This window comes from Streptomyces sp. NPDC059247, from assembly GCF_042754005.1.
Lineage (GTDB): Bacteria > Actinomycetota > Actinomycetes > Streptomycetales > Streptomycetaceae > Streptomyces.
Window position 1 is genome coordinate 154,531 of sequence record NZ_JBHYZW010000003.1, and the last position, 17,485, is coordinate 172,015.

13 protein-coding genes are annotated in these 17,485 nt (G+C 72.0%); 4 read left to right on the forward strand and 9 right to left on the reverse strand.

What is annotated here, in order from left to right:
• Positions 1–47: 47 nt before the first annotated feature.
• Together ACFXGN_RS07790 and ACFXGN_RS07795 are read right to left on the reverse strand one after the other, a co-directional pair.
• On the reverse strand, positions 48–923 hold the full coding sequence (locus ACFXGN_RS07790; RefSeq protein ID WP_384854886.1) for a hypothetical protein: 876 nt from the start codon (positions 921–923) through the stop codon (positions 48–50).
• 13 nt (positions 924–936) lie between these two features.
• Entirely contained in the window at positions 937–1,539 is a 603-nt protein-coding gene (locus ACFXGN_RS07795) for a papain-like cysteine protease family protein (RefSeq protein WP_384854889.1), read from the reverse strand.
• A gap of 229 nt (positions 1,540–1,768) precedes the next feature.
• Here ACFXGN_RS07795 and ACFXGN_RS07800 point away from each other — a divergent pair, with 229 nt between their 5' ends.
• Positions 1,769–2,698, forward strand: coding sequence for a hypothetical protein (locus ACFXGN_RS07800; protein ID WP_384854892.1), 930 nt, complete (start codon positions 1,769–1,771; stop codon positions 2,696–2,698).
• Positions 2,699–2,756: 58 nt separating this feature from the next.
• Here ACFXGN_RS07800 and ACFXGN_RS07805 read toward each other — a convergent pair whose 3' ends face one another.
• Both ACFXGN_RS07805 and uvrA read right to left on the reverse strand, forming a co-directional pair.
• Positions 2,757–3,194: a Rieske (2Fe-2S) protein gene (locus ACFXGN_RS07805; RefSeq protein WP_384854894.1), complete on the reverse strand. Its 438-nt coding sequence runs from the start codon at positions 3,192–3,194 to the stop codon at positions 2,757–2,759.
• A gap of 816 nt (positions 3,195–4,010) precedes the next feature.
• Positions 4,011–7,091: an excinuclease ABC subunit UvrA gene (uvrA, locus tag ACFXGN_RS07810; RefSeq protein ID WP_384854897.1), complete on the reverse strand. Its 3,081-nt coding sequence runs from the start codon at positions 7,089–7,091 to the stop codon at positions 4,011–4,013.
• A 167-nt stretch (positions 7,092–7,258) separates the two neighbouring features.
• Between uvrA and ACFXGN_RS07815 the strand changes: the two genes are divergently transcribed.
• The 3 genes from ACFXGN_RS07815 to ACFXGN_RS07825 all read left to right on the forward strand — a co-directional run bounded on the left by ACFXGN_RS07815 (position 7,259) and on the right by ACFXGN_RS07825 (position 10,178).
• Positions 7,259–7,942, forward strand: a complete 684-nt coding sequence (locus ACFXGN_RS07815) for a maleylpyruvate isomerase family mycothiol-dependent enzyme (protein ID WP_384854899.1) — start codon at positions 7,259–7,261, stop codon at positions 7,940–7,942.
• Between the two features lie 137 nt (positions 7,943–8,079).
• Positions 8,080–8,736: an MBL fold metallo-hydrolase gene (locus ACFXGN_RS07820; protein ID WP_384854901.1), complete on the forward strand. Its 657-nt coding sequence runs from the start codon at positions 8,080–8,082 to the stop codon at positions 8,734–8,736.
• Between the two features lie 155 nt (positions 8,737–8,891).
• Positions 8,892–10,178, forward strand: coding sequence for an MFS transporter (locus ACFXGN_RS07825; RefSeq protein ID WP_384854904.1), 1,287 nt, complete (start codon positions 8,892–8,894; stop codon positions 10,176–10,178).
• Positions 10,179–10,248: 70 nt separating this feature from the next.
• On the opposite strand, the gene ACFXGN_RS07830 is transcribed toward ACFXGN_RS07825, so the two are convergent.
• The 5 genes from ACFXGN_RS07830 to ACFXGN_RS07850 form a co-directional block, all read right to left on the reverse strand.
• Complete coding sequence (locus tag ACFXGN_RS07830) at positions 10,249–11,253, reverse strand: TerC family protein (protein ID WP_384854906.1); 1,005 nt, start codon at positions 11,251–11,253, stop codon at positions 10,249–10,251.
• A 227-nt stretch (positions 11,254–11,480) separates the two neighbouring features.
• Positions 11,481–13,433 (reverse strand): TerD family protein, encoded by a 1,953-nt coding sequence (locus ACFXGN_RS07835; RefSeq protein ID WP_384854909.1) that lies wholly within the window; start codon positions 13,431–13,433, stop codon positions 11,481–11,483.
• Positions 13,434–13,630: 197 nt separating this feature from the next.
• A complete protein-coding gene (locus tag ACFXGN_RS07840; RefSeq protein ID WP_384854912.1) occupies positions 13,631–14,209 on the reverse strand; it encodes a TerD family protein in 579 nt (192 codons plus the stop codon).
• 158 nt (positions 14,210–14,367) lie between these two features.
• On the reverse strand, positions 14,368–16,512 hold the full coding sequence (gene uvrB / locus ACFXGN_RS07845; protein ID WP_384854914.1) for an excinuclease ABC subunit UvrB: 2,145 nt from the start codon (positions 16,510–16,512) through the stop codon (positions 14,368–14,370).
• A gap of 40 nt (positions 16,513–16,552) precedes the next feature.
• Positions 16,553–17,452, reverse strand: a complete 900-nt coding sequence (locus ACFXGN_RS07850; protein WP_384854917.1) for an MHYT domain-containing protein — start codon at positions 17,450–17,452, stop codon at positions 16,553–16,555.
• Between the last annotated feature and the right edge of the window lie 33 nt (positions 17,453–17,485).

A 17,485-nucleotide genomic window follows, 5' to 3' on the forward strand; every position in this document is an offset into this window, starting at 1 on the left:
GTTCCCGCCCGGGGTTCGGGCCTGGTCCGGGAGGGGAGGGCCCGGGGTCAGGCCTGGTCGGTCCCGGAGGCCGCGCGGCGGCGGCGCACCACCACCGCGCCCGCCAGGGCGAGGGCCAGTGCCGCGCCCGCGCCCGCCGTGGCGGTGGTGACGGCCGTGTCACCGCCGGTGTCCGCCGCGTGGGAGACCGGCGCGGCGGCCGGGGCCCGCACCTGTGCCCGCGCCTCGGGTCCGGCCGGTGGCTGTGCCTTCGGGTCGTAGCCGCCCGCCGCGCCCTTCTTCGCGTAGGCCGAGCCGGGGAGCTTGTCGCCGTACGCCTGGGCGACCCGCTTCCCGTACGCGGCCAGCGTCGTCCCGTTGCGGCCGACGGCCCGCACCGCGTCCTCGTCCAGCGGGAGGACCTTGGTGCCCTTCTGGACGTACCACGCGTCGATCTGCGGCTCGCGGAAGACGAGCCCGCCGGGCAGCAGGCGCCCGCCCTGCTCGGCGTAGCGGATCTCGTCGTCGCCGGTGGCTATGTTCACCACCTGCCAGCCGCTCGCCTGCCGCACGGTCCACAGCGAGGCCTTCCGGCCGTCCGGGGCGACCGCCCGGGTGGCGCGGAACTCGACGCGGGCGACCGGCGCCCCCGCCTTCCCCGCGACGAAGTCCGGGGAGAGGAAGCTCACCGGCACGGAGCCGTCCTCGACGCGCGGGGCGGCTGCCGTGCGGGCGGCGGCCCCGTTCCCCGCGTCCGTCTTCGCGCCCGCCCGGCTCTGGGCGAAGAACCGGGACAGGGTGTCCACGGTCCCGGGCGCGGAGGCGGCGAGCTCCGGGGTGGGCGCGGACGGCGGCGGCGCGGCGGACGCCGCGGACGGGAACGCCCCCAGGAGGAGGAGCGCGGCGGCGCCGAGGACTCCGGCGCCCGTGGCACGTGCGTTCATGGGGTTCACGCCGTCACGCCCCGATCCGGTAGAGCGAGTGGGTCCAGGAGAACGAGTTGTTGTTGGTGTACCAGGCGTGCGAGGCCCAGCTGTACCGGTCGCTGGAGGGCCAGGGGTCGCCCCAGTAGACCCAGCTGTTCGTGTCGTCGTAGCCGTAGATCACATGCATGTGGCCGCCGCCGCTGGACCACTGGATACGGGTCTCGACGGGCCGGTCCGCGTTGATCTCGGCCTGCACGGTGGGGTACCGCAGCCAGCCGGTCACGTACGAGCCGGGGCTGATCCCGGCCCAGCTCAGGCCGGTCTGGACGTTGCCGAGGGTGGCCTGGTTGTTGGGGCAGTCGTAGCCCTGCTGGCGGTTGAAGGCGGCGTTGCAGAACTGGTTCTGGCTGTAGTTGCGGCCGTACCAGGTGGCGATGGTGTTGCCGGCCGCGGCCCAGCACCAGTTGGTCTTCAACTGGGCCTGCATGGTGATGTTCAGGCGCTTGGTGGCGAGGGCCGCCGCGGGGGCGGACTCGCCGGAGGCGGTACCCGGCGAGGCGGACGCCGAGGTGGTGGGGACGAGGAAGAGGGCAGCCGCGGCGAGTGCCGCGAGGTTCAGCATTCTTCTGCGCATCGCGTTCCTCCCTGGAGCGGGGGGTGTGGGGATGGAGGATCGCGTCCGGACGCTGGTCAGGAGCATGTTCCGTTGTCCTGAGCCGGTCAACACGCTTCAATGCGGGGTGACATCGGACTGTGAACGGTGTGACCCGGGTGTGAACGGACACCCTCGGTCCACCTGCCCGCCCACCCCTCGCGGTGCGACGGTCCGTACCACCGCCGTGAACGTTCACTGAGGAGTCCTCGTGAGCCACACCGAGGCCGATCTGGTGCAGCTCCTGCACACCGGTCCTTTCCATCTGGCCCTGCGCACCGCGTTCGCCGTGCGCGGGCTGCCGCTCCAGCGGGTCCAGCACCATCTGGCGCACCGGGGGATCAGGGTCGGCGTGACGAGCCTGAGCTACTGGCAGCAGGGCGCCCGCCGCCCGCAGCGGCCGGAGTCCCTGAAAGCGGTCCGCGCCCTGGAGGAGGTGCTCCAGCTGCCGGGGAACTCCCTGCTGCGGCTGCTCTCGGAGGACGCCGTCGCACGGTCGGAGGTGGAGCGTCCGGCGGGCCGGTCGTACCGCTCGCTCGTGGAGGCGTCCGGCTCGGTGGAGGAGCTGCTCGCGGACCTCGAATCACCGGCGGACGGCGGTCTGCACACGGTCGGACACCACGAACGGGTGCGGATCGGGCCGGGCCGGGAGCTGCTGGGGCGCGAGTCGCAGCACGTGGTGCGGGCGCACCGGGACGGGGTGGACCGCTATCTGGCGATCCACCACGGGGACCGGGGCTGCGATCCGTCGCGGGTGGCGGTGCGCGCCCTGGAGAACTGCCGGACCGGGCGGGTGCGGTGGCACGCGGAGACGGGGGTGGTGGTCGCCGAGCTGCTCTTCGACGCACGGCTGCGGGGCGGGGACACGTACCTCTTCTCGTACGGCTTCGAGGACGGTACGGCGGGGGCGAGCGGGGAGTACGTGCGCGGGTTCAGCTTCGCGGGCGGGCAGTACGTGCTTCAGGTGCGCTTCGACGAGACGGCGCTGCCGGTGCGGTGCCGGAGGTTCGCCCAGGTCTCGGCGGGTGCCCCGCGCGGCGGGCGCGCGGAGCTGACCCTGAGCGGCAGGCACCGCACGGTGCACGTCGTGGAGCAGGGCGTGCGCCCGGGGATCCTGGGCGTGGACTGGGACTGGGCGTAGGGCGGAGCCCCACGGGGGGGCGGGCCGGGCGCCGGGGTGGGGGCCGGCCCGTCCGGGGTCAGGCCTTGGGCGCGGTCTCGGGGCCCGCGATCAGTTCGCCGTTCACGACGCGGACCGGGATCTCGGGGAGCGGGACGGTGGCCGGGCCCTTGAGCGCCTTGCCGGTCGTGGTGTCGAAGCGGCTGCCGTGGCAGGGGCAGTTGCCCTCGTTCTCCTCGATCTTGTCGAGGACGCAGCCCGCGTGGGTGCACTGGGCGCTGAAGGCCTTGTACTGGCCCTTGGCGGGGCAGCTCACGAGGAGGCGCTGCTCGCGGTAGAGCTTGGAGCCGCCGACGGGGATCTCGTCGGGGGAACCGAGCGGGACCGGGGCGGTCGGGGTGGGCACCTGGGCGTGGCCGAGCTTGGAGTCGGTGGAGCAGGCGGCGACTCCCAGTCCGGCGGCACCGGCGAGGGCGGCGCCTTTCAGGACGGTGCGACGGCTGGACTGGCCGGACATGTGCGCTCCACGGTGAGATCGGGGACAAGCCCCCCAGGCGGTGACCGAACCGACGATACCGGCGCCCGCCGCCCCTCCGACGAGGGGGCCCACCCGAGGCCCCTGGAGCCGGGACGGGAGGCCCCGGGGCCCTCTCCCGGGGCCGGTGGCTCTCCGGACCGTGGCACGGGTTTCGCGGCGCCGCCCCGGTCCGCCACGCGGCTTACGCGGCGGGCGCCGGAGCCCTACGGCCCGGGAGCCGAGCCTGTGCGTACGGCACGTGGCGCCTCTCCTCCGGGCCGTCACGAGCGGGAAGCCGCCGGACTTCGCCGCACGGGGGCTGCGAGGCCTTGCGGAGGCCGCTCCCGGGCTCGCGGGCGCCTGTGGGGGGGCGGGGGGGTCTCTGGGCTCCTCGCCCGAGGCCGGTCCAGGGCCCTTGGGAGCGGGCCGGGACCCGTAGAGCCAGGGACGCCACCCCTGGGCTTCCTCGCCCGAAGGGGGCGACCCCCAGGCGCCCTGAAGCCGGGCCCGTAGAAGCCGGGGCCCACCGTCTCCGGACGTCCCGCCCGGGGACAGCGGCCACCACTGGCCCCCGGAGGCCGGAGCAGGACCTGTAGAAGGTGGGGGCGCCGCCCCGGACTCCTCGCCCGGAGAGGGCAACCCCGGGCCCCTTGAGACCGGGCCCGTAGAAGCCGGGGCCCACCGTCTCCGGACGTCTCGCCCGGGGACGGCTACCGGGTCAGGCCCCTTGAAGGCCGGGCCCGCCCGCCCCGGGTCCGTACACCTGGGGTGTCGCCCCCGGCGTCCGGGCCCGGACGCCGGGGCCGTACGCCCGTCTCAGGCCTTGCGGGATCTCGCCGTGGCCTTCTTCGCCGTGGTCCCGGTGGCCTTCTTCGCGGCCGTCTTCCGCGCCGGAGCCTCGGCTACGGTCCCGGCGGCGGACTTCCTGGCCGTCGCCTTCGTGGCGGGCGCCTTCTTGGCGGCGGTCTTCGCGGGGGTCTTCTTCGCCGCCGCCGTCTTCTTGACCGCCGTCTTCTTCGCACCGCGCGGCGCGGGCTCCGCGTCGCTGATCCGGTCCGCGCCGAGGACCTCGCGGAGGAACTTGCCGGTGTGGCTGGCCGGGACCGCCGCGACCTCCTCCGGGGTGCCCTCGGCGACGACCAGACCGCCGCCGTTGCCGCCCTCGGGGCCCATGTCGACGACCCAGTCGGCGGTCTTGATGACATCCAGGTTGTGCTCGATGACGATCACCGTGTTGCCCTTGTCGACAAGGCCGGACAGGACCGTGATCAGCTTCGAGATGTCCTCGAAGTGCAGACCGGTGGTGGGCTCGTCCAGGACGTAGACCGTGCGGCCCGTCGAACGCTTCTGGAGCTCGGAGGCCAGCTTCACGCGCTGCGCCTCGCCGCCGGAGAGCGTCGGCGCGGACTGGCCGAGCCGGACGTATCCGAGGCCGACCTCGTTGAGCGTGCGCAGATGGCGCGAGATCGTCGGGACGGCCTCGAAGAAGTCGAGGGCCTCCTCGATCGGCATGTTCAGGACTTCGGCGATGGACTTGCCCTTGTAGTGGACCTCCAGGGTCTCCCGGTTGTACCGGTCGCCGTGGCAGACCTCGCACGGGACGTACACGTCCGGGAGGAAGTTCATCTCGATCTTGATCGTGCCGTCGCCGGAGCAGTTCTCGCAGCGCCCGCCCTTCACGTTGAAGGAGAACCGGCCGGGCAGATAGCCCCTGACCTTCGCCTCCATCGTCTCCGCGAAGAGCCTGCGGACGTGGTCGAAGACACCGGTGTACGTCGCCGGGTTCGACCGGGGGGTACGGCCGATGGGCGACTGGTCGACGTGCACGACCTTGTCGACGAGGTCGTCGCCGTCCACCCGGGTGTGGCGTCCCGGCACCGACTTGGCGCCGTTCAGCTCGCGCGCCAGATGGGTGTAGAGGATGTCGTTGACCAGGGTCGACTTGCCCGATCCCGAGACGCCGGTGACGGCGGTGAGGACGCCCAGCGGGAAGGAGACGTCGATGTCCCGCAGGTTGTTCTCACGGGCCCCGTGCACGGTGAGCGCCCTGTCGGGGTCGACCGGGCGGCGGATCTCCGGTGTGGGGATGCTCCGGCGGCCGGACAGGTACTGCCCGGTCATCGACTCCTCGTTGGCGAGGAGCCCCTTCATGGTGCCGGAGTGGACGACCTTGCCGCCGTGCTCCCCGGCGCCGGGGCCGATGTCGACGATCCAGTCGGCGATCTTGATCGTGTCCTCGTCGTGCTCGACGACGATGAGCGTGTTGCCCATGTCCCGGAGCCTGACCAGGGTCTCGATGAGCCGGTGGTTGTCGCGCTGGTGGAGACCGATGGACGGCTCGTCCAGCACGTACAGCACACCGACCAGACCGGAGCCGATCTGGGTGGCGAGCCGGATGCGCTGGGCCTCGCCGCCGGAGAGGGTGCCCGCGGCGCGGTTGAGCGAGAGGTAGTCGAGGCCGACGTCGACGAGGAAGCGCAGCCGCTCGTTGACCTCCTTGAGGACCCGCTCGGCGATCTGCTTGTCCCGGGCGTTGAGCGTGAGCCGGGAGAGGAACTCGGCGCAGTCGCTGATGGACATCGCGGAGACCTCGGCGATGGACCGGTCCATGACCGTGACCGCCAGGACGATCGGCTTCAGCCGGGTGCCCTCGCAGGTGGGGCAGGGCACCTCGCGCATGTACCCCTCGAAGCGCTCGCGGCTGGAGTCGCTCTCGGCCTCGGTGTGCCGCCGCTTGACGAAGGAGACGGCGCCCTCGAAGGCGGGGGTGGTGTACGCCCGCTCCCGTCCGTACCGGTTGCGGTAGCGGACCTCGACCTGGGTCTTGTGCCCGTACATCAGGGCCTTCTTGGCGCGCTGCGGCAGTCCCGCGTACGGGATGTCCGTGCGGAAGCCGAGGGCCTGGGAGAGGCCGCCGATGAGCCGGCCGAAGTACTCCTTGGTGTGGCCGTGCGACCAGGGGTGGATGGCGCCCTCGTCGAGCGACTTGTCCTCGTCGGGGACGATCAGCTCCGGGTCGACCTCCATCCGGGTGCCGATGCCGGTGCAGTCGGGGCAGGCGCCGAAGGGGGAGTTGAAGGAGAAGGAGCGGGGCTCCAGCTCCTCGAAGGACAGGTCGTCGTACGGGCAGTAGAGGTGCTCCGAGTACATCCGCTCGCGCTCGGGGTCGTCCTCGGGGAGGTCGACGAAGTCGAGCACGACCATGCCGCCGGAGAGGCCGAGGGCGGTCTCGACGGAGTCGGTGAGGCGGCGCTTGGCGCTGTCCTTGACGGTGAGGCGGTCGATGACCACCTCGATCGTGTGCTTCTCCTGCTTCTTCAGCGTCGGCGGTTCGCTGAGCTGCACCGTCAGGCCGTCGACCCTGGCGCGGCTGTAGCCCTTGGTCTGGAGGTCCGCGAAGAGGTCGACGAACTCGCCCTTGCGCTCGCGCACGAGCGGGGAGAGCACCTGGAAGCGGCTGCCCTCGGGGAGCTCCAGGACCCGGTCGACGATGGCCTGCGGCGACTGGCGGGAGATCGGGCGGTGGCACTCGGGGCAGTGCGGCTTGCCGATGCGGGCGAAGAGGAGGCGGAGGTAGTCGTAGACCTCGGTGATGGTGCCGACCGTCGAGCGCGGGTTGCGCGAGGTCGACTTCTGGTCGATGGAGACGGCGGGCGACAGACCTTCGATGAAGTCGACGTCCGGCTTGTCCATCTGGCCGAGGAACTGCCGTGCGTAGGAGGAGAGCGACTCGACGTAGCGGCGCTGCCCCTCGGCGAAGATCGTGTCGAACGCGAGGGAGGACTTGCCCGATCCCGAGAGCCCGGTGAAGACGATCAGGGAGTCACGCGGGAGGTCGAGCGAGACGTTCTTGAGGTTGTGCTCACGAGCGCCACGGACGATGAGACGGTCGGCCACGCCGGTCCGCACCTTTCTTCAGAGAGCGGATGTGCCAGTACATCCAACGCTTCAACCATGCCGGATGCTTCCATCGAGCCTATAGCACGCACATTCGATTTCCGGCCTCCCGGAGACCTCTTCACCCGAACGAGTGGTGGCCCCCCGGTGGCGCTAGGGTCGGCGCCATGATCGACCACGAGAGTGACCTCGCCCACGTCCACCGGGCCACCGAGAAGCTGCTCGCCTCGGCCGCCTCCCTCGACGACGCCGCGGTGGCCGGGCCGTCACGGCTGCCCGGCTGGACCCGGGGCCATGTGCTCGCCCATGTCGCCCGTAACGCCGACGCCCTGGTGAACGTCCTCCGGGGCCTCCCCATGTACCCCGACGCGGCGACCCGTGACGCCGACATCGAGCGGGACGCCGGCCGTCCGCTCGACGCCCAGCTCGCCGATGTGCGCGCGAGCGCCGAACGGCTCCGGGCCGTCGCCGCCGGGCCCGCCGACTGGAGCCGTACCGTCGAGCTCCGCAACGGCGTCACCGACAGCGCCTCCCGCGTCCCCTTCCGCCGCTGGGTGGAGGTCGAGCTGCACCACGTCGACCTGGGCGTCGGCTACGACCTGGAAGATCTCTCCGAGGAGTTCACCGACCGCGAGACCGCGTTCCTCGCCGACCGCTTCACCGGTCTGGACGGGGTCCCCGCGACGACCCTCCGCTCCCCCGACGGCCGGACCCGGACGACCGGCGGCGGAAAGGGCGGGGTCGTCGTCACGGGCCCCGCGCCCGACCTGCTCGGCTGGCTCGCCGGGCGCCGCGACGGCACGGTCCTGAAGACGGAGGGCGGCCCGCTGCCGACCCTCCCGCCGCTCTAGGGCCTGTCGTCACCTTCCCGTCGTCGCCCGGAGGACGGCCCGCCCTCCGGCCGGTCCGCCGCTCCGGGGAAAGGGCCCTCGCCCCCGGGTCGCCGGGGGCCGGGCGCGATCAGGAAGGGACGGCCTAGTCTGGGCCCATGACGTACAGCGGAGTGGTGAAGGTCGGCGGACCTGCGGACGTGCACGAGCTGACGGACCTGATGATCTCGAAGGTCGCGGTCGGTCCGATGGACAACAACGCGTATCTGCTGCGCTGCCGGGCCACCGGCGAGCAGCTGCTGATCGACGCCGCCAACGACGCGGCGACGCTCCTCACCCTGATCGGCGACGACGGCGTCGGGGCCGTCGTCACCACCCACCGGCACGGCGACCACTGGCAGGCACTCGCCGAGGTGGTCGCCGCCACCGGCGCGGTGACGTACGCGGGCGCGTACGACGTGGAGGGCGTCCCGGTCCCGACCGACGTGCCCGTCGAGGACGGCGACACGATCCGGGTGGGCCGCGTGGAGCTGACCGCGCGCCGACTGGTCGGACACACCCCGGGCTCGATCGCCCTGGTCTACGACGACCCGCACGGCCACCCCCACGTCTTCACCGGCGACTGCCTGTTCCCCGGCGGCGTGGGCAACACCTGGGAGAACCCGGAGGCCTTCGCGAGCCTGATCCACGACGTGGAGACCAAGCTCTTCGCGGCCCTCCCCGACGAGACCTGGGTCTACCCGGGCCACGGCCGGGACACCACGCTCGGTGACGAGCGCCCGTCCCTCGCGGAGTGGCGCGAACGCGGCTGGTGAACCCCACGGCACCGGGAGCGCGCGGCTCAGCGGGCGCGCGCTCCCACACGCCCCCGTAACCCGGACGGCCGCGGGGTAGTTGGCGCGACATGTGTCCCAGTCACTCTCCGTCGCAGTCCGCGCCACCGGCACCACCACCGCCCACGCCCCCCTCGATGGGACGGCTCGCCACCGCCTCGCTCGTCGGCACCGCCATCGAGTTCTTCGACTTCTTCGTCTACGGGACGGCCGCCGCCCTCGTCCTCGGGCCGCTCTTCTTCCCGACCTTCTCCCCGCTCGCCGGGACCCTCGCCGCCCTCGGCACCTTCGCCGTCGGCTTCGTGTCCCGGCCGCTGGGCTCGGTCCTCTTCGGCCATGTGGGCGACCGCTACGGCAGGCGCCCGGTCCTCTTCGCCTCGCTGCTCCTGACCGGCTGCGCCACCGTCGCGGTCGGCTGCGTCCCCTCGTACGCCACGATCGGCATCGCCGCGCCCGTGCTGCTGCTGGTGCTCCGCTTCCTCCAGGGCCTGGGCCTCGGCGGCGAGTGGGGCGGGGCGGTCCTGCTGACCGCGGAGCACGCCCCCGCGCACCGGCGGGCGCTGTGGGCCAGCTTCCCGCAGATCGGCCCGGCGGTCGGCTTCCTGCTGGCGAACGGGGTGATGCTGGCCCTCTCGGCCGGGCTGAGCGACGCCGAGTTCCGCTCCTGGGGCTGGCGGGTGCCGTTCTGGGCCGCCGGACTGCTCGCGGCGGGCGGGCTGCTGCTGCGCTCCTCGCTGGCGGAGACCCCGCAGTTCGAGGAACTGTCCGCGTCCGGGCGACGGGCGGGCGCTCCCCTGGCCGAGGTGGCCCGCGACCACTGGCGGCTCGTCCTGCTGACCGCCGGGGCGCTCGCCGTCGGCTACGCCACCTTCTACGCGGTCTCCGTCTGGGCCCTGGCGTACGGCACCGAGCGTCTCGGGGTGAGCAGCACCGTGATGCTGACGTGCGTGATGGCGGCGGTGGCGATCAAGGGGGCGGTGACGCCCTTCGTGGCGCTCCTGGCGGACCGCTGGGGCCGTCGCCCGCTGTGTCTGGCGGGGTGCGCGGCCTCGGCGCTGTGGATGTTCCCGATGGTGGCCCTGCTGCACACGGCCCGGCCGCCGCTGATGTTCCTCGGCTTCCTGGGCGCGCTGCTGGCCTTCATCACGATGTTCGCCGTGGTGGCCGCGTATCTGCCGGAGCTGTACGAGCCCCGGATCCGCTGCACGGGCGCCGCGGTCGGCTACAACCTCGCGGGGGTCCTGGGCGGCGCCCTGACGCCGCTCGTCGCCACGACCCTGTCCCAGGGCGGCTCGGGCCCGCCCTGGGGTGTCGCGGCCTATCTGACGGTGGTCGCGCTCGTCAGCCTGGGCTGTTTCGCGCTGCTCCCGGAGACGCTGCCGAAGCGGGCCGAGGAGCCCGTGCCCGAGCCCGCCGCCGTCTGAGGCCCTCCGGGAACGGCGACGGCCGGCCGGGAGTGGGGTCCCCTGGCCGGCCGCTGCCGTGTGTGCCTCGTCAGGCGCCGATGCTGTCCTTCTCGGCGCCGTCGGAGTCCACGCTCTCGGCTGCAGCTCGCTCGGACTGCTTCTTGGAGGCGATCAGGCTGGTGATCGTGGTGATGACCAGAACACCGCAGATGACCGCGAGCGAGAACGGGATGGAGATCTCCGGGACGTGCACCCCGGACTCGTGCAGTGCGTGCAGCACCAGCTTCACACCGATGAAGCCGAGGATCACCGACAGGCCGTAGCTGAGGTGGACCAGCTTCTTGAGCAGGCCACCGATCAGGAAGTACAGCTGACGCAGACCCATCAGGGCGAAGGCGTTGGCGGTGAAGACGATGTACGGGTCCTGGGTCAGGCCGAAGATCGCCGGGATGGAGTCGAGGGCGAAGAGGACGTCGGTGGTGCCGATGGCGAGCATGACGATCATGAGCGGGGTCATGATGCGCTTGCCGTTTTGCCGGATGAACAGCTTCGTGCCGTGGTACTGGTCGGCGACGCCGAACTTCTTCTCGACCGACTTCAGGAGACGGTTCTCCTCGAAGTCGTCCTCGTCCTCTCCGGAGCGCGCCTCCTGGATGAGCTTCCAGGCGGTGTAGATCAGGAACGCGCCGAAGATGTAGAAGACCCAGGAGAAGTTCGCGATGATCGCGGCGCCCGCGGCGATGAAGATCGCGCGGAGCACCAGGGCGATCAGCACACCGATCAGCAGCACGCGCTGCTGGAGGTGCGAGGGGACCGCGAACTTCGCCATGATCAGGACGAAGACGAAGAGGTTGTCTACGCTGAGCGACTTCTCGGTGATGTAACCGGCGAAGAACTCGCCGGACGCCTGGCTGTTGCCGAAGACCAGCAGGCCGACTCCGAAGAGCACGGCGAGCACGATCCAGACGACGGTCCAGATTCCGGCTTCCTTGACCGACACGTCATGGGGCTTGCGCCCGATGAAGAAGTCGGCTCCGATGAGGGCGCCCAGACCAAGAATGGTCAGCACCCACAGGGTCATTGAAACGTCCACTGCGCCTCCGGCGTCGTACGGCTACTGATCAGCGTCGTCGCTGCCGGAGGTCTCTTCCACCCGAGCGACGATGTCGCCGGGCCGACGCCCCGGGATCGGATCCTCGTGGATCCGTCCGTATTGACGGGTACGCCGCGCATGGGGAGTACTCCCCTCCGCACCGAGAAGATTACCTGAAAGCCCAAGAGAAGGTAAAGGCCAGGGTAAAGAGGGTCCAAAATGCCAGGTCAGGGCTGATTCTCCGGTCGGCCGGCCGCCACCCGGGCGAGGACCTGCCGGAGGACACCGCTGCCCGGGGGAAGCACCGGCGGCTCGTACGACCAGGAGTGACCGACCCAGGGGTCGGCGAGGTGGTCGTCGGGCACGGGCGTCAGCCGCAGCAGCGAACGCCACAGCGGGTCGAGCAGCGGTCCGTACGCCGACGCGTCCTCCCGCGACGCCACCATCAGCAGGTGTACGCCGACCGAGGGCCCCTCGTCGGCCAGGTACCGCAGCCGGGTGACGGCCCGGTCGTCGAAGCCGTGCGGGAAGTCGTGCACGAGCAGCAGCTGCCGGGACGTGTCCAGACCCGGCGGCAGCGCGTCCGCCGCTCCGTTGCGCAGCGCCATCTGCACCAGGTCGACCCGCTCGGTGAGCTGCTCCAGGACGGCGGAGACCCCGGCCGCGCCCCGGGCGGGCGGGGCCGCGAGGACACCGCTGTCCACCAGGGGGGCGAGTGCGGCGGCACCCGCGCCCGCCGGGTCCACGACGTGGAGGGCGAAGCCGCCCGCCGGGTGCGCCGCGAGCAGCCGGGCCGCGTGCGCGACCGCGCTCTCCAGGGCCAGCCGCCGCAGCTCCGTCTCGTCGAGGAGGGCGGCGGCCTCGGAACGGCCCCGGTCGCCCGAGTCCACCCAGAGGCCGCGCTCCAGCGGCAGCCGGACCAGCATGGGGATGCGCAGCTCGGGGCGCTCGGGCAGGTGCAGATCGCCGAGGCGGACGGCCATCGGCTCCTCGGCCGGGACGCGGTAGGCGTGCCAGACGGGGTGGTCCCAGCGGGCGTACGCGGCGGGCAGGGCCGGTTCGACGACCTCGGACTCGGCCATGAGCTGCGCGAGGTCCCGGTCGAGGGCCTCCCGGGCCCGTGCGACCAGTTCGTCGTGCCGGGCGCGGGCGGTCGCGCGGGCCGCGTCGTTGGCGCTCCCGACCCGGGAGCGGTAGTCGGAGAGGGACTGGTCCAGCTCGCGGTCGAGGCGGGACTCCGCGAAGTCGCGGGCGCTGCGGTAGGCGGCGGTGGTCCGGGACAGGTCCTCGAACATGCCCCAGACCTGGTTGTAGAGGCGTTCGTCCATGGACCAGCCGGAGGCGTCCCCGGCGACCGGTGCGGGCGGGGTCCGGGCGGGGTCGGGAGCGGCGGCGGGCTCACGGCGACGGCGGGGGTGGGAGTAGTCGACGGGACCGCCGGACCCGATTCCGGCGGCCGGGGCGGGCGGCGGGGTCGTCGACGCGGGCGCGGCCGGGAACCGTGCCGGTGGCGGGGACGGCACCGGGGTCCCGACCGGGGTCGCCGTCGGGTCCGGGGACAGCGGCGCCGGGTGCGCGGTCCGCCCGGTCCCGGGGGTGCGCGGCGGCGCGGCGGCCTGGGCCGGTACGGTCCCGGCCGCCGCCTCCAGGATCGACGCGGCCAGGTCGGCGGGGCGGTCCAGACCCTGGTCGCCGAGGAGTTCGGCGAGCCCGCCCTCGTACCCCTGGCCCATGGCGCGGACCTTCCAGGTGCCCTGGCGGCGGTAGAGCTCCAGGGCGACGACGGCGGACTCCCGGTCGAGGCCGGTGATCGTGTAGGTGGCGATCTCGGTGCCGTCGGGGTCGGTGACGGCGACGAAGGGGGCGGCGACGGCTCCGAAGCGGGTGGCTCCGCCGGTCCGGGGGCCGGGCAGTGCCAGGAGGACGGAGAGGCGGTGGACGGTGCCGGGGACCGCGTCCAGATCGACGCCGAGGCGGTGGTCGGCGGCGGCCGGGCCGGGTACGTCGACGCCGGGACGGGAGGGGGCGCCGGGGTGGGCGATCCACTCCGCGCCGGTGACCCGGCCGCGCTCGTCGCCGAAGGTGGCGCCGAGGAGGACGGGGTGGCCTGCCGACACGCGGATCTCCAGGCGGGTGTCGGGCAGGGGGTGGTTCTGCCCCCGGACCAGCTCGGCCGTCATCGACTCTGTCCCCTCGGTGTTTCCCGGCGTGGTGCGAACGGTTCAAGGCGTGGTGCGAACGGAATGGTCGTGGTTCACGCGGACAGCTCCCGGGGCCTGCCGCCGCCGGGAGCTGTGGGTGCCGCGCGGGTCCGCCCGGTCGTCTCCCGCGCCCCGGTCGGTCTGACCGACGGGGCGCGGGAGACGGCCCGGACGGCCTAGAGGTGCGGCAGGATCGAGGGGATCAGGTCCTTGAACGTGCGGCCGTTGGCCGGGTTCCCCAGGGCGGTCATCTGCCAGCCGCCGCCGACCCGGTGCACCTTCGCCATGAGCTGCGCGGTGTAGTTGCCGCCGCCGTCCAGGGTGTAGCGCGCGAGTTCCTGCCCGGTCGTCTCGTCGACGATGCGGCAGAACGCGTTCTGCACCTCCTGGAACGTCTGGCCGGTGAAGGAGTTCACCGTGAAGACGATCTGGTCGATGTGGACCGGGACCCGCTCCAGGTCGACCAGGATCGCCTCGTCGTCGCCGCCCTGTCCGGCGCCGCCCACGAGGTTGTCACCGGTGTGCTTGACCGAGCCGTCGTCGCTGACCAGGTGCTGGAAGAAGACCACGTCGACCGGCTGCTTCTCGGCGAAGAGGACGGCGGAGGCGTCCAGGTCGACCTCCCGGGTGCGCGAGCCGAAGAGTCCGCGGCGCGGCGCGGCGCGCCAGCCGAGGCCCATCCGCACCTGGCTGAGGCTGCCTCCGCCCTTCTTCTCCAGGCTGATGGCCTGACCCTTGGTCATGTTGACCGACACGCGTCTGCCCCTCTCGTTGGCGTTCTCCGCGACCGCTGCTGTGCTGTGTGCGGTTGTCCAGCACCCTACGCAGCGGCACCGACACCGCGCCGGTACGGTCCGGTTTCGTGTCGGTCTTGCAACACACCGGACCTTCTGTCCCGCTCAGGACCGCCCCTTCAGGCGAGTCCCGCCTCCTTCATCTGGCGCAGCTCCTTCTTCAGCTCCCCCACCTCGTCGCGGAGCCGGGCGGCCACCTCGAACTGGAGGTCGGCGGCGGCGGCGCGCATCCGCTCGGTCATCTGCTCGATGATCGAGGCCAGTTCGGCGGCGGGCCGGTCGCCGAGCTGGACGGCGGAGTCCGTCCCGCCGCCCTTGCCCCTGCCCTTGCCCTTGACGCCGTGGGTGGCGAGCGCGGGGACGGGCGCCTTGGCCCCCTTGCCCTCCTTGGCCTGGCGGTAGCCGGTGCCGAGCAGTTCCTCGGTGTCGACCTCCTCGCGCGCGAGGCTGACGACGATGTCGTTGATCTTCTTGCGGAGCGGCTGGGGGTCGATGCCGTGCTCGGTGTTGTACGCGACCTGCTTCTCGCGGCGCCGGTTGGTCTCGTCGATGGCCTGCTCCATCGCGGGCGTGATCCGGTCCGCGTACATGTGGACCTGTCCCGAGACGTTGCGCGCGGCGCGGCCGATGGTCTGGATGAGGGAGGTCCCGGAGCGCAGGAAGCCCTGCTTGTCGGCGTCGAGGATGGCGACGAGCGACACCTCGGGGAGGTCGAGGCCCTCGCGGAGGAGGTTGATGCCGACGAGCACGTCGTACTCCCCGGCGCGCAGTTCGCGGAGGAGTTCGATGCGGCGCAGGGTGTCGACGTCGCTGTGCAGATAGCGCACCTGGATGCCCAGCTCCAGGAAGTAGTCGGTGAGGTCCTCGGCCATCTTCTTGGTGAGGGTGGTGACGAGGACCCGCTCGTCGCGCTCGGTGCGCAGCCGGATCTCGTGGACCAGGTCGTCGATCTGCCCCTCGGTGGGCTTGACCACGATCTCGGGGTCGACGAGGCCGGTGGGGCGGATGATCTGCTCGACGAAGCCGTCGCCGCGGGACAGCTCGTACGTCCCCGGGGTCGCGGAGAGGTAGACGGTCTGGCCGATGCGCTTCTGGAACTCCTCCCACTTCAGCGGGCGGTTGTCGAGCGCGGACGGCAGCCGGAAGCCGTGGTCGACCAGGGTCCGCTTGCGGGAGGCGTCGCCCTCGTACATGGCGCCGATCTGCGGCACGGTGACGTGGGACTCGTCGATGACGAGGAGGAAGTCCTCGGGGAAGTAGTCGAGGAGGGTGTTGGGCGCGGAGCCGGGCTCGCGTCCGTCGAAGTGCATCGAGTAGTTCTCGATGCCGGAGCAGGAGCCGATCTGGCGCATCATCTCGATGTCGTACGTGGTCCGCATCCGCAGGCGCTGGGACTCCAGGTGCTTGCCCTGCTTGTCGAGCTCGGCGAGGCGGCCCTCCAGCTCCCGCTCGATGTCGTTGACCGCGCGCTCCATGCGCTCGGGACCCGCCACGTAGTGGCTGGCGGGGAACACGTACAGCTCGCGGTCCTCGCTGATGACCTCGCCGGTGAGCGGGTGGAGGGTGGAGAGCGCCTCGATCTCGTCCCCGAACATCTCGATGCGGACGGCGAGCTCCTCGTACACCGGGAAGATCTCGATGGTGTCGCCCCGGACGCGGAAGGTGCCCCGGGTGAACGCCAGGTCGTTGCGCGTGTACTGGATGTCGACGAAGCGGCGCAGGAGCTGGTCCCGGTCCATCTCCTCGCCCACCTTGAGCGGGACCATCCGGTCCACGTACTCCTGGGGGGTGCCGAGGCCGTAGATGCAGGAGACGGAGGCGACCACGATGACGTCCCTGCGGGTGAGCAGGGAGTTCGTCGCGGAGTGGCGGAGCCGCTCCACCTCCTCGTTGATGGAGGAGTCCTTCTCGATGTAGGTGTCCGACTGCGGGACGTACGCCTCGGGCTGGTAGTAGTCGTAGTACGAGACGAAGTACTCCACCGCGTTGTTCGGCAGGAGCTCGCGGAACTCGTTCGCCAGCTGGGCGGCGAGCGTCTTGTTCGGCGCCATCACCAGGGTGGGGCGCTGGAGCTTCTCGATCATCCAGGCGGTGGTCGCCGACTTTCCGGTGCCGGTGGCGCCGAGGAGCACGACGTCCTTCTCGCCCGCGCGGACACGCCGCTCCAGGTCGGCGATGGCCGTCGGCTGGTCGCCGCTGGGCTGGTAGTCGCTGACGACCTCGAAGGGCGCCATCGAGCGTTCGATCTTGGAAACGGGCCGCATGTGACCACCGTACGACCCGGCACCGACAGTCGGCCGCCGATCACCAGTCCTGGGAGCGGTGGATCCCCCGGGGGACGCTCCCGCGCGGGCTCCGGCCACCGGGGCGGGCGGGCCGGTACGACGGCCGCCCGTAGGACGGGACGTGGCGCGGGGCGGGTATGCCGGGCCGGTGCACGATCCGGGCGGCGGACCGCTGCCGGTCCGGGTCGCCCATGACGAGCAGCGGGTCGAACATGACGACGACGGCGGCGAGGATGAGGAAGACCGCCGGGCCGATCAGCATCGGCAGCAGCAGCGAGGCGGCGGGGTCGCCGGTGCCGGGGCCCGCGCCGATGGCGTGCAGATGGACGCTGACGGCGGACATGGCGGTGTAGTGCATACCACTGACGGCCACGCCCATCACCAGGCTGGCGCCGAGACTGGCCAGAAATCCATGCACGGAGACGGCCGCCCAGAGGGCCGCGGTGGCGGCGACCACGGCGATCACCACGGAGAGGGCGACGGTGAGCGTGTCGTACTCGACGCGCCCCCGCAGCCGGATCCCGGCCATGCCCAGGTAGTGCATGGTGGCGATGCCGAGGCCGGTGACGGTACCGCCGGTGACCAGGGTGAGCGCGGTGGCGCCCCGGTAGCCGACGATGAGGATGCCGACGCCGACCATGAGGACGGCGACGGCCAGGCTGGCGAAGGTGATGGGGCGGTCGTAGGCGACGGGCGCCTGCTCGACGGAGAAACCCATCATCGCGATGAAGTGCATGGTCCAGACGCCCGCGCCGATCGAGGTGGCGCCGAGGACGAGCCAGCCCGCCTTGAAGCTGTCGCCGTGGCGGAGCGAGCGGGTGGTGCACCGCAGGCCGAGGGCTCCGCCGAGGCAGGCCATGAGGAAGGCGGCTATGGGTGTCACGAGCCCGTAGTTGAATCCGTCGATCGTGCCCTGCATGTGTGCGCCCTCCACCCCTGGTGCCACGTCGTC

What these genes read in the sequence shown, in the direction of transcription:
- ACFXGN_RS07850 (WP_384854917.1), bottom strand. Translation starts at nt 17,452, where the DNA reads ATGCAGGGCACGATCGACGGATTCAACTACGGGCTCGTGACACCCATA.
- ACFXGN_RS07795 (WP_384854889.1), bottom strand. Translation starts at nt 1,539, where the DNA reads ATGCGCAGAAGAATGCTGAACCTCGCGGCACTCGCCGCGGCTGCCCTC.
- ACFXGN_RS07825 (WP_384854904.1), top strand. Translation starts at nt 8,892, where the DNA reads ATGGGACGGCTCGCCACCGCCTCGCTCGTCGGCACCGCCATCGAGTTC.
- ACFXGN_RS07820 (WP_384854901.1), top strand. Translation starts at nt 8,080, where the DNA reads ATGACGTACAGCGGAGTGGTGAAGGTCGGCGGACCTGCGGACGTGCAC.
- ACFXGN_RS07790 (WP_384854886.1), bottom strand. Translation starts at nt 923, where the DNA reads ATGAACGCACGTGCCACGGGCGCCGGAGTCCTCGGCGCCGCCGCGCTC.
- uvrB (WP_384854914.1), bottom strand. Translation starts at nt 16,512, where the DNA reads ATGCGGCCCGTTTCCAAGATCGAACGCTCGATGGCGCCCTTCGAGGTC.
- ACFXGN_RS07815 (WP_384854899.1), top strand. Translation starts at nt 7,259, where the DNA reads ATGATCGACCACGAGAGTGACCTCGCCCACGTCCACCGGGCCACCGAG.
- ACFXGN_RS07835 (WP_384854909.1), bottom strand. Translation starts at nt 13,433, where the DNA reads ATGACGGCCGAGCTGGTCCGGGGGCAGAACCACCCCCTGCCCGACACC.
- ACFXGN_RS07805 (WP_384854894.1), bottom strand. Translation starts at nt 3,194, where the DNA reads ATGTCCGGCCAGTCCAGCCGTCGCACCGTCCTGAAAGGCGCCGCCCTC.